Source organism: Bradyrhizobium jicamae, assembly GCF_018130215.1.
GTDB lineage: Bacteria > Pseudomonadota > Alphaproteobacteria > Rhizobiales > Xanthobacteraceae > Bradyrhizobium > Bradyrhizobium jicamae_A.
Map to the genome: position 1 here is coordinate 24,859 of NZ_JAFCKQ010000050.1, position 26,725 is coordinate 51,583.

Below are 26,725 nucleotides of genomic sequence, written 5' to 3' on the forward strand. Positions count from 1 at the left end.
CGCGGCCTTCGGGAACCGCCGCCCGCTCACTCAGGTTATCCGAGATGGCGCAAGATCCGGAGACACTTTTCTCGCGTGCCCAAGCCGCTGTGCTGCGTGCCAGGCAGCTGTCGGAGACCATCACTGTATCGCTCAAGCGCGCGAAGCAGCAGCTATCCGCGATGCAGCTGAACCACTTCACGCCGGCGGACCGGAAGATAAGGTACCCTCAGGATTTTCCGGAAACGCGCCCCGTTTATCAGCCGTTTCCAGCGCAAGCTGACGATAGCATAGTTGACGGTTCCCCCTTAGTTGACGGGCCAACCTTTTGACTGCATCACGCATTGATCCCCTGTGATTGCGGAGCTTCTCTCCCTGGTCCGGATTGGGAGCATGTCACCGTCCGAGATGCGGCAACTTGCCGACAGCTATGAAGCGATGGCCGGTTGGGTTCCTGACCAATCCAGGCGGACCGACCTTCATGCGGCTGCCGATAAATGGAGACGGATCGCTCAACAGATCGAGGCGCTTGAAAAAACGCCCGCCTATCGGATCATCCGCCGGGCGTCCTCAACCGAGGCCTACTGTAGCTGGTTCAGAAGGCGCTTCACGTCGTGTTCGTGGATCGCTTGCGTATCTCTCATCGTGTTGAGAATCTTTTCCGCGTCTGCCGTCGGGTGGCCGTGCGCTTGAAGCTCGTCAATCAACTCTTCCTGCCGGGCGACGATCCGCCTTCCTTCGGCAGCGTGCCGTTCAGCGATAGCGAGATGCTCTTGAGCAAGGGTGCGGTCCATTGCGCATTCTCCTGAGCCCCCTTTTGAGTGGCAGTGAGGAAGCGCACCCCGCCCACTAAAGCTTCTGCATCCAGCTCACGACCGTAGCTCTCGTAGTAGCTGACGATCAACTAGCAGGGAGCTCGTGAGTTCCCTGTTCATTCATCTTCATCTCACTTGCGCGGAGCGAAGCCGTCCGGGCATTCGGGCGGCTTTGCCGTATGGCAATTGGGGGGGGGTGGGGCCACCATGCGGCCCTACATGAGCGCAGCAAATGCGACGATGGCGATTGGTGCCAGACCCAGAACGGCGATCATCGCGTCATAGAGCGCTTCCGAGCGCTCGAACATCGCCGCTGCATGGCGCCAGGCAATGATAAGGGTAACGCGCTTGCTGCGTTTGTGGCGCTCGCGGCCGTCCGCCCGAGAGAATTCCAAATGACCATAAGTCATGGAAGCACCCTGCTCGGCGCCTATCCTAGGCCCGGAACCCTCCCGCTCAAAGTGCAGTTTGTGCCTGAACAACCAACAAAAATGAAGCGGCCCGGCAACTGAGGCGGCCCTGTTACCTCAGCAAGCCGATTTCCCGGATCGTTATCTCGGACAGCGCCAGGGCGTTGGTGACGCCGCGCGTGAGCACTTGGGTCATCGTTTTGGCCACGAGGTCGCATAGCGGATCACTGCGATCGACCAGGTCGAGCTTGCGCAAAGCGGTGCTGAACGCCAGTTCGATGACGTGCTGCTGGTCAGGCGTGAGATTGATGTCCGAGAATTGACGCGCGACCGACATAGCCGTGCTCCCTTTCCTTGGCAGGCGGGAGCTCTATCGGTCTCTCAGCCACCGACGCCTACGGGCAGAGCCTTGGCCGGTGATGGAACTACAACACTCCAGACCATTGTTTGGTTCCCAAGGAACTCCGTTCACCCACGGAGAACGCCGGTAATACTTCTATCCTGTGGATGAAGAACAGTCGGCGGACCATAAGAATTGCTATGGGGAGAACTCCTGCGACGACTCAGTCGTCGTACAGAGAGCGCCGGTCTAACCAATTGGGGCCACTCCAAAAATCAAACCGGGCCGGTCCCCGACAGTGGGGTGCCGTCCAGGGCACCCGACAGAACAAATCAGGACACCGACTGAGTGATCCGTTCCTTAAGCCAGAGCTTCGCGCGCTGAGGCCGCTTCTCTTGAAGGACTGACACTCTACGAAACAATCGGGACACCTGAGAGGTAGCCCGGAAGCGCCATCTCCGTTGCAGCCATTTTGACGGTACCGTGAAATGCGCTCTGGGATGGATGGAGCGTGGTGTGGGGACGGCTCCGGCGCTGCACGCCGCCAGCCCCGGGAAGGTGCCGGAGTCGTTCAGCCCCGTGCGGGTGCCGCTTCTTTTGGAGCCGTCGCGACTGCATGACTTCGGACGCTGGACCTCCCGGACAACATCCTTGTCCAACCATCCCTCCTTGATCGCGCGCCGAATTCCATCCTCAATCAAACTCCTGGCGGGCTCGTGCCTTCGCATCGCTCGACCCATGCTGCATGGCCCGGGTGTTGCCAGTTCGACACGACGGGCAAATCAGCAAACCTCGTCAAGCCCGCGCGACACAAATATTTCGGTTTATCGTAATGATGGATCGGTGTACGATTGCTGCATCTCATCCGATCGAGGGGCGCTTCGCGATCGTCACGAACGTTGCGGTGGGATGCGGTGGCCGCCGGGCGTGTGACTGACGAGTGCACATCAGGCGGACGGTGAAGTCGTGTGGTCCCGACGCCCCAGTGGCAGGTGTCCTGTCGGCAGGAGACTGACGTCTCTTGCTGACGGCGGTGACAAGCAAGCCCGGTCTCGCCGGGGAGAGCACGTATAAGCCGTAAAGCCATCGCGCAGGGAATGCCGGAGTGCCTCCGCTGAACCTGTATGCTCGTGTGCGTTTCCTTCTCCATTTTTTGCACACGAGACCGCGGGTGCAGCGTGCACCCGGCATTCCCTGCGCCCTCTGCTTTCGAGGGCGGATGGTCCCTCTCGAAGCCCCGGGCGAAAACAGGCCGCGGGAACGCGGAGCCGTATCCGAAATGGGCTGGCAACTTGTGTAACGCAGCGTCTGAATTCGGAATAGTTCGCAACACGCCTGCTCCTGCAAGTGAGTAGCGATTGCGCAGGACCGACGACACTTGATGTTCATCATCGCCCTGCTAAACCGCCGCCCATGAACTCTTCCAAGACCAGCACATCCCATTCCAAGACATCGGTCGCCGCGATCTCCATCCTCGCGAGCGGCGGCATGGCTGCGGCGAAGTTCGTGGTCGGCATCGCGATCGGCTCGCTGGCGCTGATCTCCGAGGCGCTGCACTCCTCGATCGACCTGGTTGCGACCATCATCACCTGGGCGGTGGTGCGGGTGTCCGACCAGCCGGCGGATGCCGAACATCATTACGGCCACGGCAAGTTCGAGAGCGTCTCGGCGCTCGGCATCATTGCCATGCTCTACGTGCTCGCCGGCGGCATCCTGGTGCAGGCCTACAGCCATTTGCGCGAGGGCGCGCCGCCGCCCGCCATCTCGGCGATTCCGTTCGTCGTGCTGGTGCTCGACATCGCCGTCAACCTGTGGCGCGCCCGCGCGCTGCACCGGGCCGCGCGCGACACCAAGAGCCAGGCGCTCGCCGCCGACGCCCTGCATTTCGCCTCCGACGTGATGGGCTCGTGCGCGGTCATCGTCGGCCTCGTCCTCGCCGGGCTCGGCTTCTGGTGGGGCGACGCCGCCGCCGCGATCGCGGTCGCCGTGATGATCGCGCTGCTGGGCCTGCGGATGGCCCGGGAGACGGTCGAGACCCTGCTCGACCGCGCGCCCGAAGGCGCGCAGGCGAAGGCAAGCGCCGCGATCAAGGCGGTCGCAGGGGTGGTCGACGTCAACCGCCTGCGCGTCCGCATGGTCGGCGCCACTCATTTCATCGATGCGATCGTGACCGTGCCGCGCACCTATCCCATCGACCGTGTCGAGGAGATCAAGCGCAAGGCCCAGGATGCGGTGACCAAGGCCTTCGGCGACGCCGACCTGACCTTCACGGCGGTTCCGGTCGCCCGCGACAATGAGAGCGTACGTGAGCGCATCATGGTGATCGCGCGCAATTCCGGCCTCGCCATCCATCACGTCACCATCCACGATGTCGGCGGCAAGCTGGTCGTCAGCATCGACCTCGAGGTCGACGGCGAGATGGCGCTCGATGCGGCGCACGACATCGCCCATGAACTCGAGCGCTCGATCCGTGAGGATTTCGGCGAGGATGTCGAGGTCGATACCCATATCGAGCCGCTCGAGCCCGAACTGCCGTGGGGAACCGACGCCGATCCCGACCGGGTCGAGACCATCAGGGGCGCGCTGACCCGTATCGCAGCCGACGGCGGCGCTATCCACGACGTCCACAATGTGCGCGTTCGCGACACCGACGCCGGCGAGATCGTCAACTTCCATTGCCGCGCCGCGCCCGCGACGAGCGTGATCAAGGTGCACGAGGGCGTCGACGAGATCGAACGCGCGATGCGACGCACCTTTCCGACCATCAAGCGCGTGATCAGTCACGCCGAGCCGGCGCGCGCGTAGTTCTACGGAGTCGTTCCCGTTTCGGACTCGGTTTGCGCGTTCCGATTCTGCGTTGAGCAAGATTTATTTCGCATTAACGAATCGTTGACTCTCGACAGCTCGAAAAATCTGGATTCAAATCATCATGATTCGGATGCATCGCGGGGAGCGTCCGGACGCGTAAAAAGCAGCTTGAAAATGGGGGTCTAGGGCATGGCGCGTGCGCATGCGGCGAACGCGTGCGTCCAATCCGATTCGATCAAGGGATTGGCGCAGTCGATCGCGAAACCGGCCTATCACAGGCTTCTTACGGCCGAGCCTGCACTGCGCCGCGCTGTCCCGACACTGATCATCGCCTTCCTGATCACCATCTGCCTCGGCGCGTTCGTCCAGGTCATCGACCAGAACCGGCAGAAACGCGGCGCGGCCAAGCGCGACCTTGCAGCCCTCTCCGACATCCTCGCCGAGCGTCTCGATCGCCTGACCTCGGTGCGCCGTGATCGGTTGAACAACATCGAGCACATCCAGGAGCAGCTGCCCGACCTGATCCCGTCCTGGGGCATCGCCTATGGCCGCCACGTCATCATCACCGGCGCCGACCATCGCGTGCTGGCGCGCGTGCCGATCGACGGGATCGGCGAGAGCGATCGCCTCCTCGACGTCATCTCCACCGCGCAGCTGTTGGTGGCGCCCGGCCAGCAGGGCATGGTCAACGACATGACGCTGCCCGGCGGCGCCGATGCGCTCGCGATCTCGCGGCTGGTCAAGTCGCTGCCCGGGCAGGTCGTCGTGATCCAGGAGATGAACGAACCGATCTGGGGCTCGGACGCGGCGCTCTCGGTCACGCTGTCGGCGACCACGAGCTTCGTGGTTCTGATCCTCGGCTTCGCCTTCCACTGGCAGTCGACCCGCGCACGCGAGGGCGACCTGATCAACGACGCGGTGCGCGGCCGCATCGACACCGCGCTCAACCGCGGCCGCTGCGGTCTGTGGGACTGGGACCTGTCGCGCGGCCGGATCTTCTGGTCGCAGTCGATGTTCACCCTGCTCGGCCTCGATTCCCGCAACGACCTCCTCACATTCGGCGAGGTCAACGCGCTGGTGAAATCCGACGACATCAACCTGTTCGACATCGCAGATCAATTGATCGCGGGCAAGATCGATCACATCGACCAGAGCTTCCGCATGCAGCATGTCGGCGGCCACTGGATCTGGCTGCGGGTGCGCTGCGAGCTCAGCCACGCGGCCGCCGACGGTGGCCTGCACCTGATCGGCATCGCCGTCGACATCACGGAGCAGAAGAGCCTTGCCGAGAAGTCGGTCGAAGCCGACCTTCGCCTGCGCGACGCGATCGAGACCATTCCCGAGGCATTCGTGCTCTGGGACGCCGACGATCGCCTCGTGCTCTGCAATACGCACTTCCAGCGGCTGCACAAGCTGCCCGATACTGCCGTCCTTCCCGGCACCTCGTATGAGACCGTGATCGAGGTCGGCAGCATGCCGGAGGTCCGCACCCGCCTGCACGAAAGCGGCGTGCCGGCACCGGGCGCCCGCACCTTCGAGGCGCAGCTCGACGACGGCAGCTGGTTGCACATCAGCGAGCGACGCACCAAGGACGGCGGCTACGTCTCCGTCGGCACCGACATCACCCGCATCAAGGCGCATGAGCAGAAGCTGGTCGACAACGACCTGCGGCTGCGCGCCTCGGTGATCGACCTGAAGCGCTCGCAGGGCGAGCTGGAGCGGCAGACCGGCGAGCTCGCCGACCTCGCCGAAAAATATTCGCAGGAGAAGACCCGAGCCGAGGAAGCCAATGCGGCGAAGTCGAAATTCCTCGCCAATATGAGCCACGAGCTGCGCACGCCGCTCAACGCCATCATCGGCTTCTCGGAGATCATGGGCTCCGGCCTGTTCGGCGCGCTCGGCTCCGACAAGTACCAGGAATACTGCCACGACATCCTGACCTCGGGGAAATACCTGCTCGACGTCATCAACGACATCCTCGACATGTCGAGGATCGAGGCCGGCCGCATGAAATTCGACATGGAGCCGCTGGATCTCTCCGGCATCCTGGCGGAGTCGCTGCGCGTCGTCTCCGGCCGCGCCGAGCACAAGGGCCTGTCGCTGGAGTCGGAGATCGAGAGCACGATCTCAGTCGTCGCCGACCGCCGCGCGGTCAAGCAGATCATCGTCAACCTGCTCTCCAACGCCGTCAAGTTCACGCCCGACCACGGCCGGGTCCTGGTGCGCGGCCAGATGCTCGATGACTCGATCGTGCTGCTGATCGCCGACAGCGGCATCGGGATCGCGCCGGACTCGCTGCGCCGGCTCGGCAATCCGTTCGAGCAGGTCGAAAGCCAGCTCACCAAGACCTATCAGGGCTCGGGCCTGGGACTGGCGATCGCGCGCTCGCTGACCGGCCTGCACGGCGGCTCGATGAAGCTGCGCTCAAAGCTCGGCGTCGGCACCGTGGTCCGCGTCACGCTGCCGCGCGACCCGCGGGCGCAGCAGGCCAGGCTGCCGGAGGCGGCATAGTCAGCTACTGCGTCCCGAGCGTCGGCGCGACCTCGCGCGCGACCTGCACCAGGGCCGCGATCAGCGGCGTCATCGGATCGCGCTGCGGGATCACCATGCCGATGCTGTAATCCACCACGGGATCGATGATCGGGATGCTGCGGACGGCATCCGCAAGCCCCAGCGTCTCGGCGAGCTTGGCCGGCATCACGCTGGCCCAGCGGCCGGTCTTCACATGGGTGTAGAGCACCAGCAGCGAGTTCGAGGTCAGCGTCGGCGTCGCCTCCGCACCGACCGACAACAGCGCGCGATCGATGATGCGGCGGTTCTGCATGTCGGGTGTGAGCAGGCAGAGCGGCACGGTCCCGACCTCCCTCCACGTCACCTGCTTGCGATCGCCGAACATGCCGTCCGGCGCCGTCAGCAGGCGATAGCTCTCGTTGTAGAGCGGGATGGTGCGGACCTTGCCGATCGGCTCGTTCTCGATATAGGTCAGCCCGGCGTCGACCTCGAGATTTTCGAGCAGGCCGAGCACATCGGCCGACGTGCAGGACTGGATGCGGAAGCGCACGTCCGGATGCTTTGCCCGGAACGGCGTGGTCAGCGCAGCGACCATGCCGAGCACGGTGGGGATCGCCGCGATCCGGATCTCGCCCGACAGCTTGTCCTTGAGGCTGTTGATCTCCTGCTTCATCGCCCGCGCGTCGCCGACGATCCGCCGCGCCCAGTCGAGAGTCCGTTCGCCTTCCGGCGTGAACCCCTGGAAGCGCGATCCGCGCTGCACCAGCATGACGCCGAGGATTTCCTCGAGCTGCTTGAGGCTGGTCGACATGGTCGGCTGGGTGACGCCGCAGGCCTCGGCGGCCCTGCCGAAATGCCGCTCCTTGGCCAACGCCAGCAGAAGTTCCAACTTATCGATCAAGGATCAAACCTCATCGGAAAACGGTGTCCCAACACGGCCACAAGTATCACGACCGCGGCGCGATCCCCAACCCAACGCACGCCGGAATCCCGCGATTTCAACCCATTATTTCGAACCCAAATCGATCGATTGCGCAACGCTATTAATCGCGTTTCGCAATCGCCGCATGAGACAGCTTTATTGATGTTTCGAGGGATTCCAATGCACATGGCAAGAGTCGAAAAACTGATCTTGAGAGCGCGGATGACATCGCCATACGAACCATGGGACGAGGCGCGCGGCGCCGAAATCATCTCCGAGCACGCCGGGCTCGAGGGCGCCACGCTGGTGATCCTGCACGCGTTGCAGGAGGCGTTCGGCTACGTGCCGGAGCCGGCGATCCCGATGGTCGCGCAGGCGCTCAACCTCTCGCGCGCCGAGGTGCACGGCGTATTCACCTTCTACCATGACTTCCGCAAGCGGCCGGCCGGCCGGCATGTGCTGAAGCTCTGCCGCGCCGAGGCCTGCCAGGCCGCCGGCGGCGACGCGCTGGCGGCGCGCGCCGAGGCGAGGCTCGGCATTCCGCTCGGCAACACCACGGCGGACGAGCGTGTGACGCTGGAGCCGATCTACTGCCTCGGCCTGTGCGCCACCGCGCCGTCGGCAATGCTCGACGGCCGCCTGGTCGGCCGGCTCGACGAGGCGCGCATCGACGCGCTGGTTGCGGAGGCACAGCGATGACGATGCGGATCTTCATTCCCCGCGATGCCGGAGCGGTCGCAGTCGGTGCGGACGATGTCGCGCTGGCGTTCGAGCAGGCGGCCGCGGCAGCCGGCAAACCAATCGAGATCGTCAGGACCGGCTCGCGCGGGCTCTATTGGCTGGAGCCGATGGTCGAGCTGGCAACGCCGAACGGCCGTGTCGCGTTCGGTCCGGTGACGCCAGGCGACGCCCCTTCCCTGCTGGGCGTGATGACCAGCGACGGCCCGCACGCACTGCGGCTCGGCATCACGGACGAGATTGCCTGGCTGAAGCGTCAGACCCGCCTGACCTTCGCGCGCTGCGGCGTGGTCGATCCGCGCTCGGTCGACGACTACCGCGCCCATGGCGGCTACAGGGGCCTGGAGCGGGCGCTGGGCCTGACGCCGGATCAGATCCTCGTCGACGTCACCACGTCCGGCCTGCGCGGCCGCGGCGGCGCCGGCTTCCCCACCGGCATCAAGTGGAGGACCGTGGCGCAGGCCAGCGCCGACCGCAAATACATCGTCTGCAACGCCGACGAAGGCGATAGCGGCACGTTTGCCGACCGCATGATCATGGAAGGCGACCCCCTCGTCGTGATCGAGGGCATGACGATCGCGGGCATCACGGTCGGCGCCACCAAGGGCTACATCTACATCCGCTCGGAATATCCGCATGCCGTCACTGCGATGAACACGGCGATTGCCGCCGCGAAGCAGGCGGGCTTCCTCGGCAGCCGCATCGGTGGCTCCGCGCACTGCTTCGATCTCGAGGTGCGCGTCGGTGCCGGCGCCTATGTCTGCGGCGAAGAAACCTCGCTGCTCGAAAGCCTCGAGGGCCGCCGCGGCATCGTGCGCGCCAAGCCGCCGCTGCCGGCGCACAAGGGCCTGTTCGGCCGGCCATCCGTGATCAACAACGTGCTGTCGTTCGCGGCGATCCCCTTCATCCTCGACAACGGCGCCAAGGCCTATGCCGATTTCGGCATGGGCCGCTCGCGCGGCACGATGCCGATCCAGCTCGCCGGCAATATCAAATACGGCGGCCTGTTCGAGGCCGCATTCGGCGTCACCCTCGGCGAGCTCGTCGATGAGATCGGCGGCGGCACTCTCACCGGTCGTCCGGTACGCGCCGTGCAGGTCGGCGGCCCGCTAGGCGCCTACTTCCCCCGCGACCTGTTCGACACGCCGTTCGACTACGAGGCGTTCGCCGCGCGCGACGGCCTGATCGGCCACGGCGGCGTCGTGGTGTTCGACGACAGCGTCGACATGGCGAAGCAGGCGCGCTTCGCAATGGAGTTCTGCGCGGTCGAATCCTGCGGCAAATGCACGCCGTGCCGGATCGGCTCGACCCGCGGCGTCGAGACCATCGGCAAGATCATCAATGGCGAGCGCGTGGCCGAAAACCTCGCCGTGATCGAAGACCTCTGCAACACCATGAAATTCGGCTCGCTCTGCGCGCTCGGCGGCTTCACGCCCTACCCGGTGATGAGCGCCCTGAAACACTTCCGGGAAGATTTTGGCCCGGCGCCGGCCACGCTGCAGGCCGCGGAATAGAGGAGATCACGATGTCGCTGATCCAGGAAATCGATTTCGGCACACCCAAGTCCAAATCCGAGACGATGGTCACGCTGACCATCGACGGCAAGAGCGTCACGGTGCCCGAGGGCACCTCGATCATGCGCGCGGCCATGGAGTCCGGGACCCAGATCCCGAAGCTGTGCGCGACCGACATGGTCGATGCGTTCGGCTCCTGCCGGCTCTGCCTGGTCGAGATCGAGGGACGTGCCGGCACGCCCGCCTCCTGCACCACGCCTGTCACGCCGGGCCTCGTCGTGCACACCCAGAGCGAGCGGCTGAAGACGCTGCGCAAGGGCGTGATGGAGCTCTACATCTCCGACCATCCGCTGGACTGCCTGACCTGCGCTGCGAACGGCGACTGCGAACTGCAGGACATGGCGGGTGCGGTCGGTCTGCGCGATGTCCGCTACGGCTATCAGGGCGAGAACCATGTCTTCGCCAAGGCGAATGGTTGCGATAACGACAACTGGATGCCGAAGGACGAATCCAATCCCTATTTCACCTACGATCCCTCGAAGTGCATCGTCTGCTCGCGCTGCGTCCGCGCCTGCGAGGAGGTGCAAGGCACCTTCGCGCTGACCATCGCCGGCCGCGGCTTCGACAGCCGCGTTTCACCCGGCATGAGCGAAAGCTTCCTCGGCTCCGAATGCGTCTCCTGCGGCGCCTGCGTGCAGGCCTGCCCGACTGCGACGCTGACCGAGAAATCCGTCATCGAGATCGGCCAGCCCGAGCATTCGGTCGTCACCACCTGCGCCTATTGCGGCGTCGGCTGCGCCTTCAAGGCCGAGATGCGCGGCGAGGAAGTGGTGCGCATGGTGCCGTGGAAGGACGGCAAGGCCAATCGCGGCCATTCCTGCGTCAAGGGCCGCTTCGCCTGGGGCTACACCACCCACAAGGAACGCGTCCTGAAGCCGATGATCCGCGAGCGGATCGAGGATCCCTGGCGCGAAGTGTCGTGGGACGAGGCATTCGGCTTCGCCGCGGCGAAGTTCAAGGGCATCCAGCAGAAATACGGCCGCGACGCGGTCGGCGGCATCACCTCGTCCCGCTGCACCAACGAGGAGACCTACCTGGTGCAGAAGCTGATCCGCGGCGGCTTCGGCAACAACAATGTCGACACCTGTGCCCGCGTCTGCCATTCGCCGACCGGCTACGGTCTGTCGCAGACCTTCGGCACCTCCGCCGGCACGCAGGACTTCGATTCGGTCGAAGAGACCGATGTCGTGGTGATCATCGGCGCCAACCCGGCCTCGGCCCACCCGGTGTTCGCCTCGCGGCTGAAGAAGCGGCTGCGCCAGGGCGCCAGGCTGATCGTGATCGATCCGCGCCGCACCGAGATGGTGGAATCGGCGCATGTGAAGGCGCTGCACCTGCCGCTGATGCCTGGCACCAACGTCGCCGTGCTGACGGCGCTGGCGCACGTCATCGTCACCGAAGGCCTCGTCAACGAGACCTTCGTGCGCGAGCGCTGCGACTGGAACGAGTTCGAGGACTGGGCGACGTTCGTCGCCGATCCCGGGAACAGCCCGGAGGCAACCGCGCTTCAGACCGGCGTCGATCCGAAGGTGCTGCGCGAGGCGGCACGGATCTATGCCACCGGCGGCAACGGCGCGATCTATTACGGGCTCGGCGTCACCGAGCACAGCCAGGGCTCGACCACGGTGATCGCGATCGCCAACCTCGCGATGGCGACCGGCAATATCGGCCGCAACGGCGTCGGCGTGAACCCGCTGCGCGGCCAGAACAACGTTCAGGGTTCGTGCGACATGGGCTCGTTCCCGCACGAGCTGCCCGGCTATCGCCACATCGCGGGCGATGCGGTGCGCGAGCAGTTCGAGGCGATGTGGAACGTCAAGCTCAACAAGGAGCCGGGCCTGCGCATCCCCAACATGTTCGATGCCGCGATCGAGGGCACCTTCATGGGGCTCTACGTACAGGGCGAGGACATCCTGCAATCCGATCCGAACACCAAGCATGTGGTGGCGGCGCTGTCGGCGATGGAATGCGTCATCGTCCACGACCTCTTCCTGAACGAGACCGCGAACTACGCCCACGTCTTCCTGCCCGGCTCGACCTTCCTGGAGAAGGATGGTACGTTCACCAACGCCGAGCGCCGCATCCAGCTCGTTCGCAAGGTGATGTCGCCGCGCAACGGCTATGCCGACTGGGAAGTGACGATCCTGCTCGCCAAGGCGATGGGCTTCGAGATGCACTACAACCATCCGTCCGAAATCATGGACGAGATCGCGGCGCTGACGCCGACCTTCGCCGGCGTTTCCTATGCCAGGCTCGAGGAGCTCGGCTCGGTGCAGTGGCCGTGCAACGAGAAGGCCTCTGAGGGCACGCCGGTGATGCACATCGGAGGCTTCGTGCGCGGCAAGGGCAAGTTCATCATCACCGAATATGTCGCGACCGACGAGCGCACCGGCCCGCGCTACCCACTGCTGCTGACGACCGGGCGCATTCTCAGCCAGTACAATGTCGGTGCGCAGACCCGCCGCACCGAGAACGTGGTCTGGCACGCGGAGGACCGGCTGGAGATCCATCCGCATGATGCCGAGCAGCGCGGCGTGCGCGACGGCGACTGGGTGCGGCTGGCAAGCCGTGCCGGCGAGACGACGCTGCGTGCAGAGATCACCGACCGCGTCGCGCCGGGCGTCGTCTATACCACCTTCCACCACCCGGATACGCAGGCCAACGTCATCACCACCGACTTCTCCGACTGGGCCACCAATTGTCCGGAGTACAAGGTCACCGCCGTGCAGATCTCGCGATCGAACGGTCCGACCGACTGGCAGAAGGCCTATGACGAGCAGGCCCGCCACTCCCGCCGCATCCTGCCGGCGGAAGCTGCGGAGTGACGATGCGCGATCCCGTCCACAAGGCGAACCGGAAGATCTGGCGCGACGGCGCGTTCAGCGAAGGCACGCGCCTGATCCCGGAGGAGACCGCACTGGCGCTGACCTACAATGGCGGCACCTATGCCGTCATGATGGGCACGCCGGAGGACCTCAGCGATTTTGCCATCGGCTTCAGCCTGAACGAGGGCATCGTGCAATCGGCTGACGAGATCGAGACGCTCGACATCGTCGAGCTCGACGACGGCATCGAGCTCAGGATGTGGCTCAGGCCCGACAAGGCCGCGCTGATCGCCGAGCGGCGCCGACACATTGCCGGTCCAACCGGCTGCGGCATTTGCGGTATCGACTCGATCGCCGAAGCGGTGCGGCCGGCTGCGCTGGTGCCGGAGGGCCGCTCCTTTTCGCCACGCGAGATCATGACTGCGATCGCCGCCGTCGCGCCGCTGCAGGAGATCAATCACCAGACCCGCGCCGTGCATGCAGCTGCGTTCTGGACCAGGACAGCCGGCATCGTTGCCCTGCGCGAGGACGTCGGCCGCCACAACGCGCTCGACAAGCTCGCCGGCGCACTGGCGCGCGACAAGGTCGCAGCCGGCGACGGCATGGTGCTGCTGACCAGCCGCGTCTCGGTCGAGATGGTGCAGAAGACCGCCGCGATCGGTGCGCCGCTGATGGTTGCGGTATCGGCTCCGACCGCGCTCGCGATCAAGACGGCGGAGGCCGCCGGCATCACGCTCGCCGCGATCGCACGAGCAGATGGATTTGAAGTCTTCACGCATCCGGAACGCATCGCAGCCACCATGGTTGCCAGGGAGTCTGTCTATGTCGTCGTCGCCTGACAAGCTGGTGTATATGGCGAACCAGATCGGAAAATTCTTCCAGAGCCAGGGCCAAGACCGCGCCGTTCAGGGCATCTCCGAGCACATCTGGAAGTTCTGGGATCCCCGGATGCGAAAGCAGATCTTCGCCCATCTCGACGCCGGCGGCACCGGGCTCGACCCTTACGTTCTCGATGCGCTGCAGAAGCTGAAGCAGCAGGCGTAGAAATCTAGCTGCCACCCATGATCGCGTTGAAGACGCGACGCACCTCGCCTTGCGTCTCGCGCAGGCGGGCTTCCAGCGTCGAAAAATCCGGCGTGTCGGCTGCGCGCGCCATCACGCGCAGCAGGTCTTCGCCGGCATTGTCCGGATTGAACTTGCCGATCACGCAAAGCCGCAGCACCTGCGTCAGGTCGTGATAGAGCCGCGCGGCCGAGCGCAGGATCTCGGCCTCGGATTGGCCGAGCAGACCGAGCCTGGCCGCATTGTCGAGCACCTGCAGCGTCGAGACGCTGAGGATCTCGGGCTTCGCCGCCGCGTGCGCGAGCTGGAGATATTGTGCAATGAAGTCGATGTCGACCAGCCCGCCCGCGGCAAGCTTGAGGTTCCAGACGTCGTCCTCGCCCTTCTCCAGTGCGATTGCGCGTCGCATGTCGGCGACGTCGGCCGCCGTCCCCGCCGCATCGCGCGGCCGCGTCAGCACGGTTCGGATGATCTCCTCGACCCTGGCGCGGAACTCCGGTGACGCCGAAATCACGCGCGCGCGCGTCAGCGCCATGTGCTCCCACGTCCAGGCTTCGCGCTCCTGGTAATCGGCAAACGAGTCGATGCGCGAGGCGAGCGGCCCGGCGCGGCCCGACGGGCGCAGCCGCATGTCGACCTCATAGAGCACGCCGTAATTGGTGCGCGTCGTGAAGGCGCTGATCAGGCGCTGGGTGAAACGGGCAAAATATTGCGCGCCGTGCAGCGAGCGCTCGCCGTCGGAATCCGGCGCGTCCTGGTCGTAGTCGTAGAGCAGGATCAGGTCGAGGTCGGAGGACGCGGTCATTTCGCGGCTGCCGAGCCGGCCCATGGCGATGATCGCCGTCTCCTGCTGCCTGATGCGGCCATATTGCGCGGCGAACTGGTCAGTGACGAGGCCATGCACGGTGTGCACGATGCCCTCGGCGACGTCGGCAAAGGCCGTGCTCGCATGCTGCGCCGAGACGGTGCCGGAGAGGATCCGCGTGCCGATCAGGAACAGGCTCTCCTGCCCGAACAGCCGGAGGCGATCGAGGAAATCCTCGTAGGAGGAGGCATCCTGCAGCGTGGCGGCGAGCCGCTCGGACAGTTCCTTCTTGTCCGGCATCGCGCCGAAGAAGCGCGGGTCGATCAGGCCGTCCATGATCTGCGGCTGGCGCGCCAGCATATCGCCGAGCCGCGGCGCAGCGCCGAGGATCAGCGCTACCAGCGCAACGAGGTCGCGGTTCTGGCTGAGCAGCGAGATCAGCCGCCCGCCGCGCTGCACCGCGCCGAGGAAGCGGTCGAATGCCACCACCGCATCGTCGGGTTCCTCGGCATGCGCGAGGCCATCGATCAGGCCGGGAATGAACTCCAGGAACGCCGCGCGCGTCGCCTCGACACGGAGCGCGCGGTAGTCGCCATCGATCCACTGCCGAACAGCGGAGGCGACCGCGACCGGCTTCTTGAAACCGAGATTGGCGAGATGCTCGAGCAGGCGCTGATCCTCAGGGCCGGCGCCATAGTTGATCTCCGGCAGTCTTGCGGTCCCGGTCGGATCGTCGCCCTCGAACAGCTTGCCATAGTGGCTCTGCACGATCTTGAGATGGCCGAGCAGATCCGTGGCGAAAGCCTCGCGACTGGCGTAGCCGAAGAATTGCGCAAATCGCTCGACCGCCTCGGCCTCGTCGGGCAGCGAATGGGTCTGCTCGTCGGCGATCATCTGCAGGCGATGCTCGACGCGACGCAGGAACTCGTAGGCACGGGTCAGTTCGTCGCGCGCCTCGTAAGTGATCCAGTTGCTGTCGGCGAGCACATTCAATGCCTCCAGCGTCGGCCGCACGCGCAATTCCGGATGCCGGCCGCCGGCGATCAGTTGCTGGGTCTGGGCGAAGAATTCGATCTCGCGGATGCCGCCGCGCCCAACCTTGACGTTATGTCCCTCGACCGAGATCTCGCTCTGGCCGCGGTAGGTCTGCATCTGCCGCTTCATGTCGTGGACATCGGCCAGCGCCGCGAAATCCAGATGCTTGCGCCAGACGAATGGCGCGAGCTCGGCGACCAGCGCGTCGCCTGCCTTCGGGTCGCCGGCGCAGGGCCGCGCCTTGATCATCGCGGCGCGTTCCCAGGTGCGCCCCTCGCGTTCGTAGTAGTGGAGCGCGGCATCGGTGGAGATCGCGACCTGGGTCGATGCCGGGTCGGGCCGCAGCCGCAGGTCGACCCGGAACACGTAGCCCTCGCCCGAGCGCTGCTGCAGCGTCCGCGCCATCGCCTGCGTGAGGCGGACGAAAAACGGCTGCGGCTCGATGTCCTCGACCAGCGAGGTCGCCGCAGGGTCGAAAAACACGATCAGGTCGATGTCGCTGGAGTAGTTCAACTCACCAGCGCCCATCTTGCCCATCGCGAGCACGATCAGGCCCGAGCCATCCTCGGGATGTTCCGGCACGGCGGCGGTCATACGGCCGCGCGCCACCTCCTGCCGCAGCAGATAGCGCAGCGCAGACTGCACGGACGCGACGGCGACGTCGGTCAGCGCCGCCGTGACCCGCATCACCGGCCAGACGCCGCCGATGTCGCACAGCGCGATCATCAGCGCCGCCTCCGCCTTCATGCGGCGGAGCAGATGCATGACGTCGGCCTCGCTGCCGGCGGCGAATACCGCGCGCGAGGTGTCGTCGATCAAGGCGGCGAGATGCGACTCCGGGTCGCATGACAGGATCCGGATCAACCGCGCTGCGTCAGCGCGCGCCAGCTCGAGCAAATAGGGCGAGAACTCGGCAATGCCGCGCAGGATGTCCCTGGCGAACGGATGGGCCAGCAGCGCCTCGAGCGCGGCCGATTGTGCCGGCTCGAGCTCGGCGAACCAGTCTGTCAGGCACTTTTCTGCGGATGCGGAAGCGGCGACACACGGTCCGTCCGCGAACCGCGCGGCCAGACGATGTCGATCCGCGTTTCCCGGCGCGGCGGCGTTCATGCCGCCTTCTGTGGCACATCCTGCGTTTGGGCCGCAAGCCTGTCACTGCCGCCCGCGCGCGCCGGCAGCGCCAGCGTCGCGACCAGGCCCGGATGCGAATCGCCAAGCCGAAGCTCGCCGCCATGGAGCGTGGCGACCGCCGAGGCCAGGCTGAGGCCGAGACCGGAGCCGGGCAAGGTCCGGCTTGCCTCGAGCCGGACGAAGCGCTCAACGGCATGCTTGCGGTCGCCTTCGGGGATGCCGGGGCCGTGGTCGGTGACGCTGAGCAGGACTTGGCTGCCCTCGCGCCGCGCCTCGATCAGGATTTCTCGCGCGGCGGCATTCAAGGGCTGCAGGGTGGCGTTGGGCTTGCCGTATTTGATCGCATTCTCCACCAGGTTGGCGAGCGCCTGACTGATCAATTCGCGGTTGCCGTGGATCGGCGCCGGCGCCGCCTTGACCCGCAGCGTCATGTCATCGTCCTCGGCGAGCGGCTCATAGAGCTCGTGGATGCCGTTGGCGACGTCGGCGGCATCGAAATCGTCCATGTTGCCGCGCGCCTGTCCGGACTCGGCGCGCGCGATCATCAGCAGCGCGTTGAAGGTGCGGATCAGGCCGTCGGATTCCTCGATCGTCCGCTCCAGCGCCGCGCGATAGTCGGCCTCGCAACCGGACCTCGCCAACGCCTCCTCGGCGCGATTGCGCAAGCGTGTCAGCGGCGTCTTGAGGTCGTGGGCGATGTTGTCGGAAACCTCCTTCAGCCCCACCATCAGCGCCTCGATGCGCTCGAGCATGGCGTTGAGGTTTTCCGCGAGGCGGTCGAGCTCGTCGCCGCTGCGGCCGACCGGCAACCGGCCGGAGAGATCGCCGGCCATGATGCGCTTCGTGGTGCCGGTCATGGCGTCGATCCGGCGCAAGACGCGGCGCGCGACGAAGATGCCGCCGCCGATGCCGAGCACGACGACGACGAGGATCGACCATTGCGCGGCCTTGGCGACGATCCCGAACAGCCGGCGCCGCTCCTCGAGGTCGCGCCCGACCAGCAGGCGAAAGCCGTTGCTCATCTCGGTGACGCGTACCAGCGCGCGGTGGTCGGTATTGTCGTTGTCGTCGAGCCGCCGGTAAGCGGTCTCCGCCCAGCCCTGGATGCCCATGACGCCCGGAGCCAGCGAGCCGACATTGCCGGCAAGCGCCTGCCCGTTCGGCTCCGTCAGCAGATAGAGGTTGGCACCCGGCCGCAGCGCGCGGTTGCCCATGGTGCCCAACAGGCCGCGCAGGCCGCGACGGTCATAGATGCTGGTGATCTCGCCGATCTCGGCATTCACCGTCGTCGTGATCTGCTCGGTGATCAGCCGCCGCGTGTTCCAGGCGAAATAGGCCAGCAGCGAGGCCGCAAACAGGGCGAACAAAAACAGATACACCAGCGTCAGCCGGAACGCCGTGGTGCGGATCAGTTTGCCGAATGCCGTCACGGTCTACCTGATACCATCCCTGATCATGTACCCCGCGCCGCGGATCGTGTGCAGCAGGGGCCGCTCGAACCCCTTGTCGATCTTGGAGCGCAGCCGCGAGATGTGAACGTCGATGACATTGGTCTGCGGATCGAAATGATAGTCCCAGACGTTCTCCAGCAGCATGGTACGCGTCACCACCTGCCCGGCATGCTTCATGAGGTATTCGAGCAGGCGGAACTCGCGCGGCTGCAGAGTCAGCTCGTCCTTGCCGCGGGCGACGCGATGCGAGAGACGGTCGAGCTCGAGATCGCCGACCCGGTAGGTGGTCTCCTCGGCCGGGCCGACATTGCGGCGCGAAAGCACCTCGACGCGCGCGAGCAGCTCGGCAAACGAATACGGCTTCGGGAGATAATCGTCGCCGCCGGCCCGCAGGCCCTTGATGCGATCGTCGACCTGGCCGAGCGCTGAAAGGATCAGGACCGGCGTCCGGTTGCCCTTGTCGCGCAGGCTGCCGATCAGTGACAGGCCGTCGCGCTTCGGCAGCATGCGGTCTACGACCAGCACGTCGTAATCGCCGCTGTCCGCCAACGAGAGGCCTTCCTCGCCGTCGGATGCGAGATCGGCGACATATCCGACTTCCCGGAACGCCTTGACCAGATAGTCGGCGGATTCGCGGTCATCTTCGATGATCAGGATGCGCATTTGCGGGGCGGTTGCGGTCACGGAAATAGGCCTTCTCTCACCATGGCGCGGCCGGCCTGCACATGCAAGACGACCGCTCATAATCTCGGATGGGTGCTGCAGCAGGGTCAGTCCGGACCAGCTTCCACCGCACATCACGTGCGGTGGAAGCTTTGCCGGCATCACGCGGCGGTGAAAAAAGTGGGCGGTGAAGCTGGGGGACTTCACCGCCCTGAGCCCTTCCGACGGAGGGGGGCGTATTCCATCGAAAGGTACCAAAGGGAGCGAGCAAAGGGCCCGCCCCCAGGAAAGCGCCGTCGGCGGGGGCGACTGATGCCGGCGACACTTCCCAACTCATATAGTTAGCCCTTGGCCAGCGGCACTGCCACGAAGCGCGACGAACCGCCGCTCTTCACGCGCATGAGAACGCTGTTCTTGTTGTCGTTGCGCGCTGCGGTAATCGCATCGCGCACCTCTCCGGCGGTGCCGACGGTCTTGCCGGCGACCTCCAGGATCACGTCGCCTTCCTTGAAGCCCCGCTCAGCGGCAGCACTCTTCGGATCGACTTCGGTCACGACCACGCCTTCCTTGCCGGCGCCGGCCACGCTGTTGGCGGGAGCAACGGTCAGGCCGAGCTTCGGCACGTCGGTGCCGCGGCTCGAGTTGCCCTTGTCGCCATTGTCGCTGTCAGCCTTGGCTTCCAGGTTGTTCGGCAGCTGGCCGAGCGTGAGGTTGACGACCTTGTCCTGTCCCTTGTGCAGCACGTTCAGCTTCACGGCGTTGCCGGGAGGCAGGCCGCCGATGGTGCGGGCGAGCTCGCGCGCATCCTTCACCGGCTCGCCGTTGACGGCGGTGATGACGTCGCCCGACTCGATACCGGCCTTCGCCGCGGGGCCATTGGCCTGCGGTTCGGCAACCAGCGCGCCTTCCGCCTTCTTCATGCCGAGGCTGTCGGCGATGTCCGATGTCACCGGCTGGATCTGGACGCCGATCCAGCCGCGGCTGACCGAGCCCTTGTCCTTCAACTGGGCGACGACGTTCTTGACGGTCGCGGCGGGGATCGAGAATGCGATGCCGACGCTGCCGCCGGACGGCGAGTAGATCGCCGTGTTGACACCCATCACCTCGCCCGACATGTCGAACGCCGGGCCGCCCGAATTGCCCTTGTTCACCGGCGCATCGATCTGGATGAAGTCGTCATACGGACCGTTGCCGATGTCGCGGCCGGAGGCCGACACGATGCCGGCGGTCACGGTGCCGCCGAGACCGAACGGGTTGCCGACCGCCAGCACCCAGTCGCCGATCCGCGGCTTGCCGTCGGACAGCTTGGCATACTGGAAGTTGGAGCCGCCCTCGACCTTGATCAGCGCGACGTCGGTACGCGGATCGGTGCCGATCACCTTGGCGGAATAGGTCTTGCCGTCGTCGGTCGTGACTTCGACCTTGTCGGCGCCGTCGACGACATGGTTGTTGGTCACGGCGTAGCCGTCAGCCGAGATGAAGAAGCCGGACCCCTGGCCGGTCACCACGCCACCGCCACGCGGTCCGCCACGCAGGCCCGGAGGCAGGCCGTCCGGACCGCCGAAGCGACGGAAGAAGCGTTCCATCGGCGAGCCGGGCTGGAACGGCGTATCGTCATTGCTGTCGTCCTTGGAGAGCTTCTCGCGGATGTTGACCTTGACCGAGATCACCGACGGCTTCACGCGCTCAACGATGTCGGCAAAGCCGATCGGCTGCTGAACCTTCTTGACCTCATTGTTGACCTGCGCATGCGCCGGGGTCGTGAACAGATCGGCGGGGTCATGCGACGGGCTGAGGCCATAGCCGGCGATGCCGAGGCCGGCGACCACGGAGGCCATCAGCGCGAATTTGCGGGCCGAGAACAGCGAGCGCTTCGGCGCCTTGTAGGACGGGAAGGACGAGAGGTCGGGACGGTCGGTCATATGTTGAGATCTCCAAGGCCAGATTCGTCGGTGCGGGGGCCGCCACCTTATGCGCCTGAACATGGGGTCATCAGCCTTACGGCGCGCTGGCTGCGGAATTAAACTTTTGTAATCAACGGAAATAAAAGTGCGGCAGAATAGCGCAGGCAAATGAAGGGCTTACGCGAAGCTTAAGTCCGCCGGTCCGGTGTCGATTCCGCACTCAAGAGCCGTTCCAGCCGCGCTTCCTCCTCGGCCGTCAGCGAAAGGTCGGAATCGGCCCCGACTTTGGTCGGATTCGGCCGGCGACGGCTATAGCGCCAGAGCGCAAATCCGCCGCCGAACAGCGCCAGCGGGGGGACCAGCCAGAGCAGCAGCGTATGCGGATTGAAGCGGGGCTTGAGCAGCACGAACTCGCCGTAGCGTGCCACCAGGAAGTCGATCACCTGCCCGTCGCTGTCGCCGGCAGCGATACGCTCGCGCACCAGAAGCCGGAGGTCGCGCGCCAGCGGCGCCTCGGAATCGTCGATCGACTGGTTCTGGCAGACCATGCAGCGCAGTTCCTTGGAGAGCTCGCGCGCCCTCGCCTCCTTGACGGGATCGGCCATGATCTCGTCGGGCTGCACCGCGAAAGCCGGTGCCGCGCCGATCACCAGGATCGCCGCAAGCAGACCGACCGCAAGGCGCTGCGACGGCCGCATCATTCGGCCGCCTGCAACGCGCGTGCCGCCTGCGCGGGCTTCGGCGCTCCGACCCGCAGGCGGCGGTCGGAGAGCGACAGCAGGCCGCCGAAAGCCATCAGCACCGGACCCCACCAGATCAGGAGCACCAGGGGCTTGTGATAGATGCGCACGGCGATTGCGCCATCGGCCGCCGTATCACCCAGCGAAATGTAGAGCTGGCTCGCCCCGCGCGTCAGCAAGGCAGCTTCCGTCGTCGACGCGCCGCGGGTCGTGAAGTTGCGCTTCGACGGCGTCATCACGCTGATCCTCCGGCCGTCCAGGCTCACGGTGAATTGCGCGACCATCTCGCGGTAATTCGGTCCCTGCCGCGGCGTCATGCCGTCGAGGCGCAACTGGTAGCCGGCGACGCTCGCGACATCATCCGGCTTCATCGCGCCGATATATTCGCTGTTCCAGGTGGTCTCGCAGACGATCCCGATCAGCGCGACGCCGAGTCCGGCATGCGCGAACATTGTGCCCCAGGTCGCGCGCGGCAATCCGCGCGCGCGGCGCAGCGAGATCGATAGCGGAATGCGGAACAGTCCGACCCGCTCGGCGAGATCGCACAGCGCGCCCGCAATCACGAACACCGCCAGCCCGATCGCGATCGGCGCCAGCGTCGCACCGCCATAGGTCCACGCCCATGCCACCGCGATTGCCGCAAACGCTGCGATCCCGGCCGCCATCAGCCGCTGCGCCGCACCGAGCAGGTCACCGCGCTTCCAGGCGAGCAACGGCCCGAATGGCACCGCGATCAGTAGCGGCACGAACAGCGGCGCAAAGGTCAGATTGAAGAACGGCGCACCGACCGAGATCTTCTCGCCGGTGAGCACCTCCAGCGCCAGCGGATAGAGCGTGCCGATGAACACGGTCGCGCAGGCCGTGGTGAGGAAGAGGTTGTTGAGCACCAGCGCGCCTTCGCGCGAGATCGGCGCGAACAGGCCGCCCTGCTTCAGCGCCGAGGCGCGCCAGGCGTAGAGTGTGAGGCTGCCGCCGATGAAGACGCAGAGGATCAGCAGGATGAAGACGCCGCGCGTCGGATCGGTGGCGAAGGCGTGAACCGAGGTAAGGACGCCGGATCGCACCAGGAAGGTGCCGAGCAGCGACAGCGAGAAGGTCAGGATCGACAGCAGGATGGTCCAGACCTTCAGCGCGTTTCGCTTCTCCATCACCAGTGCCGAGTGCAACAGCGCGGTGCCGGCAAGCCACGGCATCAGGGAGGCATTCTCGACCGGATCCCAGAACCACCAGCCGCCCCAGCCGAGTTCGTAATAGGCCCAATAGGAGCCCATCGCGATGCCCAGCGTCAGGAAAATCCACGCCATCAGCGTCCATGGCCGCACCCAGCGCGCCCATGCCGCGTCGATGCGGCCTTCGAGCAGAGCCGCCACCGCAAAGGAGAACGAGATCGAGAAGCCGACGTAACCGAGATAGAGCATCGGCGGATGCACGGCGAGGCCGATGTCCTGCAACACCGGATTGAGGTCACGTCCCTCGATCGGCGGATTGGCGATGCGCAGGAACGGATTCGAGGTGATCAGGATGAAGAGATAGAAGGCGCTGGCGATCCAGGCCTGCACCGCCAGCACATGCGCGCGCAGCGACAGCGGCAGGTTGTTGCCGAAGGCCGCGACCAGCCCGCCGAACAGTGCCAGGATCGACACCCACAGCAGCATCGATCCCTCGTGATTGCCCCATACGCCGGTGATCTTGTAGATCAGCGGCTTCAGCGAATGCGAATTCTCGTAGACGTTGACGACCGAGAAGTCGGAGGTGACGTGCAGCGTCACCAGCGCGACGAACGAGGCCGCGACGAACAATAGCTGCGCAAGCGCAGTCGAGCGGGCCACATTCATCAGTGCGGCATCGCGCCAGCGCGCGCCGAGCAGCGGCACCGTGGACTGGATCAGCGCCAGGCCGAGCGCGAGCACCAGGGCATAATGGCCGCTCTCCGCGATCATCGCACGGCTCCCTGCGTCGGTGCCGGCGCTGCCTGTGCGGTCGGCTTGGTGCCATAGTCGTCCTTCCAGTGGCCCTGCTTCTTCAGGGCATCCGCGACGTCCTTCGGCATGTAGGTCTCGTCATGCTTGGCCAGCACGGTGTCGGCGCGAAAGACGCCGGATGCGTCAAGCGAACCTTCCGCGACCACGCCCTGCCCCTCGCGGAACAGGTCGGGCAGGATGCCCTTGTAGGCGACCGGAAGCGCCGCGCTGCCGTCGGCGACGGTGAAGGTCACGGCGAGATTGTCGCCGCGCTTGAGCGAACCGGTTTCGACCAGGCCGCCGAGACGGAAGCGGCGGCCCGGGCCGATATGCTTCTCGGCGACCATGGACGGCGTCGAGAAGAACACGATGGAATCGCGCAGCGCGTTGAGCACCAGCGCAGCCGCAATCCCGAGCACCATGAGCGCACCGCCGATCAAGGTCAGACGCCTTTGCTTTCTGGTCATCGTCCATCCTCGCGCATCACGCGCCTCCCGCAAACTGCTGCCCGGGTTCCCGCGTCATGCGTCATCCATCCAGCCCAAGATTCTTCAGTCCGTCATTGAGCTGACGCAACCGTTCCGCATTGCTGGCGACCGCCTGGCGGGCGTCGGCCACCGCACTCATCGCCTTGTCCCGCTCGCCCATCACGAGATAGGCGCGGACCAGGCGCAGCCAGCCTTCGACATCGTCGCCGTTCTGTTTCAGCCGGGTCGCCAGCCGATCGACCATGCCCCGGATCATCGTATTGCGATCCGCCTCGCTCATGTCCTTGGCTGCAGCGACGGCACCGTCGGGCAATGCCGGGGCGCTGACGCCGCCGACCCGCACCAGCGCCGCCTGCACCAATGGCCGCCACGGCGCGTCGCCCGGCCCCGTCGCCAGCATCTTTTGCCAGATCGCTGCCGCGTCGGCCTTGCGGCCGTCCTGCTCGGCGGCGAGACCGAGGAAGTAGTTGGCCTTGGCATCGTCGGCATCCTGCGCGATGGCGCGCTCGAACTCCGCCTTGGCTTCCGCGGTGACGACACCGCCGGCCGTCCCTATCAATGCCTCGCCCAGATCGGCACGGCGATCCGCGTTGTCGCCGGCATAGGTGATGGCATTGCGATAGGCGCGCACTGCATCATCATAACGCCCGAGGCGCGACAAGACCGGTGCCAGCACGCTCCAGCCACGGCCATCGGTCGGATTCTTCTCCAGGTGAGCCTCGACCTGCGCCACCAGATTGGTGAGCGGCTGATTGGCGTCGGCCGCCCGGCTGCGTGCCGCGAGCGGAAAGTCACCCAGCTGCGGCGAGCCGAGCGCCAGATAGAAGCCGGCCGCAACGACCGGCAGCCCGACCAGGCCCAGCGTCGCAGCCATCCGCCGCAGCTTGAGATTGCTCTGCACTGGAACTTCATGCTGTTCCTGGTCCGAGGCCGCGAGCAGCCGGCGGCTGATCTCGACCTTGGCGGCCCCCGCCTCCGCGGCGCTGATGATGCCGGCGGCCATGTCGCGGTCGATCTCGGCGAGTTGATCCCGGTAGACGACCGCCTCGCTGCCGTCAGTGCCGGCCGGCCGGCCACGGCTGAGCGGCCACAGCACGGCAAAGATCGCCGCGACCGTCATCAGCGCGAACACAAACCAGAGCGTCATCAAGCGGTTCCCGGGTGGAACGGCGGCTTCCGGCAAGCTGCCTCGGAATCGCTTTACACCACCGGCGGCGAGCCCGGCAATTGACAATTGCTAGACCGGGAGAGCTTGGAATCACGCGGTTTCCACCGGGTTGACGACGTACCCGACTGGTGCCGGGGGCATCAGCAACACCTGCAGCCTTATGGCAGGCAGCGCGCCTATTTCACCTGCGGCACACCGGTCTGCGGATTCTCGAGCCAGCCGAGCAGCACTGCGTGGAAGCGGGCCGGCGCCTGGATCTGCGGCGAATGGCCGAGGTCCGGGAATTCGACCAATTGCGCGTGTGGAATCCGCTTCGCCGCTTCCTTGCCGAGCACCGGGTAGTTGCCGAGTGTCTTGCGGATCTCGGGCGGAGCGGTGTCCTTGCCGATCGCAGTCGTGTCCTTGTCCCCGATCAGAAGCAGCGTCGGTGGTGCGATCTGTTCGAACTCGTAGAAAACCGGTTGGGTCGCGATCATGTCGTAGATCCGCGCCGAACTCGAAGAGACGGCGGCGCGGCCGGGACCGCGATACATCCCCGCCAGCATCTGCACCCAGGTCTCGTAGGACGGGTCCCAGGTGTCGGCGTAGTAGGTGGCGCGCTCATAGGCGCGGATGCCATCCGCGGTGACTCGTGCTTCACGTTGCATCCAGCCGTCCAGGCTGAGCCACGGCACGCCCTTGGCCTTCCAGTCTTCGAGGCCGATCGGGTCCACCAGCACCAGGCGGTCAACCGCATTCGGGTACATCAGCGCATAGCGCATCGCCAGCATGCCGCCGGTCGAATGACCGATCACGATCGAATGCTCGATCCCAAGCGAAGCGAGCAGCGCGCGGCTGTTGCCCGCGAGTTGCTGGAAGGTGAACTGGTATCCTTCAGGCTTTGAGGATTTGCAGAAACCGATCTGGTCGGGCGCGATGACCCTGTAGCCGGCGTCGCTCAGGGCCTTGATGCTGCCTTGCCAGGTGGCGGCACAGAAATTCTTGCCGTGGAGGAGCACAGCGGTCTGCCCGTTCGGCGCCTGCGGCTTCACGTCGAGATAGGCCATATCGAGCTCCTGGCCCTGGGAGGTGAAATGATAATGCGCCACCGGATAGGGATACTCGAAACCCTGCAACTCCGGTCCGTAAGCCGGTTGGTCGACCGGCTGCGCGTGGGCATCGGACCAGCCGAGCACGACAGCGGCAAGGGCGGCGAGGCAAAACAGCGGATTCAGGTGCATCTTTTGGAAATCCGGAAGGAGGCAGTCGAGCTCGGCCCGAACTAGCCGACCTCGCCACGGCCATCCAGCGGCCTGCCGATGATTTGTTCGTGATCGGAGCAAAGTGCGGCGGTGCGCTCCTGCCCGGCTTCCCTCCGAGGGCCCGAAAAGGTGAGCCTTTCGCCGTCCGGCGATA

General features: G+C 65.6%; 20 protein-coding genes. 7 read left to right on the plus strand and 13 right to left on the minus strand.

Annotated features, from left to right (window positions below; all coding sequences use genetic code 11):
* Positions 1–560 precede the first annotated feature (560 nt).
* The 3 genes from JQ586_RS33565 to JQ586_RS33575 form a co-directional block, all read right to left on the minus strand.
* A complete protein-coding gene (locus JQ586_RS33565; RefSeq protein WP_212398921.1) occupies positions 561–773 on the minus strand; it encodes a hypothetical protein in 213 nt (70 codons plus the stop codon).
* Between the two features lie 236 nt (positions 774–1,009).
* A complete protein-coding gene (locus JQ586_RS33570) occupies positions 1,010–1,204 on the minus strand; it encodes a hypothetical protein (protein WP_212398922.1) in 195 nt (64 codons plus the stop codon).
* Between the two features lie 112 nt (positions 1,205–1,316).
* A complete protein-coding gene (locus tag JQ586_RS33575; RefSeq protein WP_212398923.1) occupies positions 1,317–1,541 on the minus strand; it encodes a hypothetical protein in 225 nt (74 codons plus the stop codon).
* Between the two features lie 1,416 nt (positions 1,542–2,957).
* Between JQ586_RS33575 and JQ586_RS33580 the strand changes: the two genes are divergently transcribed.
* Both JQ586_RS33580 and JQ586_RS33585 read left to right on the plus strand, forming a co-directional pair.
* Entirely contained in the window at positions 2,958–4,349 is a 1,392-nt protein-coding gene (locus JQ586_RS33580; protein WP_212398924.1) for a cation diffusion facilitator family transporter, read from the plus strand.
* A gap of 192 nt (positions 4,350–4,541) precedes the next feature.
* Complete coding sequence (locus tag JQ586_RS33585; RefSeq protein ID WP_212398925.1) at positions 4,542–6,863, plus strand: PAS domain-containing sensor histidine kinase; 2,322 nt, start codon at positions 4,542–4,544, stop codon at positions 6,861–6,863.
* A gap of 4 nt (positions 6,864–6,867) precedes the next feature.
* On the opposite strand, the gene JQ586_RS33590 is transcribed toward JQ586_RS33585, so the two are convergent.
* Entirely contained in the window at positions 6,868–7,764 is an 897-nt protein-coding gene (locus JQ586_RS33590) for a LysR family transcriptional regulator (protein WP_212398926.1), read from the minus strand.
* A 243-nt stretch (positions 7,765–8,007) separates the two neighbouring features.
* Between JQ586_RS33590 and JQ586_RS33595 the strand changes: the two genes are divergently transcribed.
* Genes JQ586_RS33595 through JQ586_RS33615 form a run of 5 tightly spaced genes read left to right on the plus strand, consistent with a single transcriptional unit; the run spans position 8,008 to position 13,966 of the window.
* On the plus strand, positions 8,008–8,484 hold the full coding sequence (locus JQ586_RS33595; protein WP_212398927.1) for a formate dehydrogenase subunit gamma: 477 nt from the start codon (positions 8,008–8,010) through the stop codon (positions 8,482–8,484).
* Positions 8,481–10,037 (plus strand): NADH-quinone oxidoreductase subunit NuoF, encoded by a 1,557-nt coding sequence (locus JQ586_RS33600; protein WP_212398928.1) that lies wholly within the window; start codon positions 8,481–8,483, stop codon positions 10,035–10,037. Before JQ586_RS33595 ends, JQ586_RS33600 begins: the two co-directional genes overlap by 4 nt.
* 11 nt (positions 10,038–10,048) lie before the next feature.
* The gene (gene fdhF / locus JQ586_RS33605) at positions 10,049–12,922 is read left to right on the plus strand and encodes a formate dehydrogenase subunit alpha (protein WP_212398929.1); all 2,874 of its coding nucleotides are present in this window, start codon (positions 10,049–10,051) and stop codon (positions 12,920–12,922) included.
* 2 nt (positions 12,923–12,924) lie between these two features.
* Positions 12,925–13,761, plus strand: coding sequence for a formate dehydrogenase accessory sulfurtransferase FdhD (fdhD, locus tag JQ586_RS33610; protein ID WP_212398930.1), 837 nt, complete (start codon positions 12,925–12,927; stop codon positions 13,759–13,761).
* Entirely contained in the window at positions 13,745–13,966 is a 222-nt protein-coding gene (locus JQ586_RS33615) for a formate dehydrogenase subunit delta (protein ID WP_212398931.1), read from the plus strand. The genes fdhD and JQ586_RS33615 overlap by 17 nt, the downstream gene beginning before the upstream one ends.
* Positions 13,967–13,970: 4 nt before the next feature.
* Here JQ586_RS33615 and JQ586_RS33620 read toward each other — a convergent pair whose 3' ends face one another.
* The 9 genes from JQ586_RS33620 to JQ586_RS33660 form a co-directional block, all read right to left on the minus strand.
* Complete coding sequence (locus JQ586_RS33620; protein ID WP_212398932.1) at positions 13,971–16,934, minus strand: bifunctional [glutamine synthetase] adenylyltransferase/[glutamine synthetase]-adenylyl-L-tyrosine phosphorylase; 2,964 nt, start codon at positions 16,932–16,934, stop codon at positions 13,971–13,973.
* The gene (locus JQ586_RS33625; protein WP_212398933.1) at positions 16,931–18,385 is read right to left on the minus strand and encodes a HAMP domain-containing sensor histidine kinase; all 1,455 of its coding nucleotides are present in this window, start codon (positions 18,383–18,385) and stop codon (positions 16,931–16,933) included. The genes JQ586_RS33620 and JQ586_RS33625 overlap by 4 nt, the downstream gene beginning before the upstream one ends.
* A gap of 3 nt (positions 18,386–18,388) precedes the next feature.
* Positions 18,389–19,069 carry a response regulator transcription factor gene (locus JQ586_RS33630; RefSeq protein ID WP_212398947.1) on the minus strand — a complete coding sequence of 227 codons (681 nt, stop codon included), beginning with the start codon at positions 19,067–19,069 and terminating at the stop codon, positions 18,389–18,391.
* 341 nt (positions 19,070–19,410) lie between these two features.
* Positions 19,411–20,991 (minus strand): Do family serine endopeptidase, encoded by a 1,581-nt coding sequence (locus tag JQ586_RS33635; protein ID WP_212398934.1) that lies wholly within the window; start codon positions 20,989–20,991, stop codon positions 19,411–19,413.
* A 170-nt stretch (positions 20,992–21,161) separates the two neighbouring features.
* On the minus strand, positions 21,162–21,674 hold the full coding sequence (locus JQ586_RS33640) for a cytochrome c-type biogenesis protein (protein ID WP_212398935.1): 513 nt from the start codon (positions 21,672–21,674) through the stop codon (positions 21,162–21,164).
* Entirely contained in the window at positions 21,671–23,653 is a 1,983-nt protein-coding gene (locus tag JQ586_RS33645) for a heme lyase CcmF/NrfE family subunit (protein WP_212398936.1), read from the minus strand. Before JQ586_RS33645 ends, JQ586_RS33640 begins: the two co-directional genes overlap by 4 nt.
* Positions 23,650–24,141, minus strand: a complete 492-nt coding sequence (gene ccmE, locus JQ586_RS33650) for a cytochrome c maturation protein CcmE (protein WP_212398937.1) — start codon at positions 24,139–24,141, stop codon at positions 23,650–23,652. Before ccmE ends, JQ586_RS33645 begins: the two co-directional genes overlap by 4 nt.
* 61 nt (positions 24,142–24,202) lie before the next feature.
* Positions 24,203–25,309: a c-type cytochrome biogenesis protein CcmI gene (gene ccmI, locus JQ586_RS33655; RefSeq protein ID WP_212398938.1), complete on the minus strand. Its 1,107-nt coding sequence runs from the start codon at positions 25,307–25,309 to the stop codon at positions 24,203–24,205.
* A 197-nt stretch (positions 25,310–25,506) separates the two neighbouring features.
* Complete coding sequence (locus tag JQ586_RS33660; RefSeq protein WP_212398939.1) at positions 25,507–26,550, minus strand: alpha/beta fold hydrolase; 1,044 nt, start codon at positions 26,548–26,550, stop codon at positions 25,507–25,509.
* Positions 26,551–26,725: the final 175 nt, after the last annotated feature.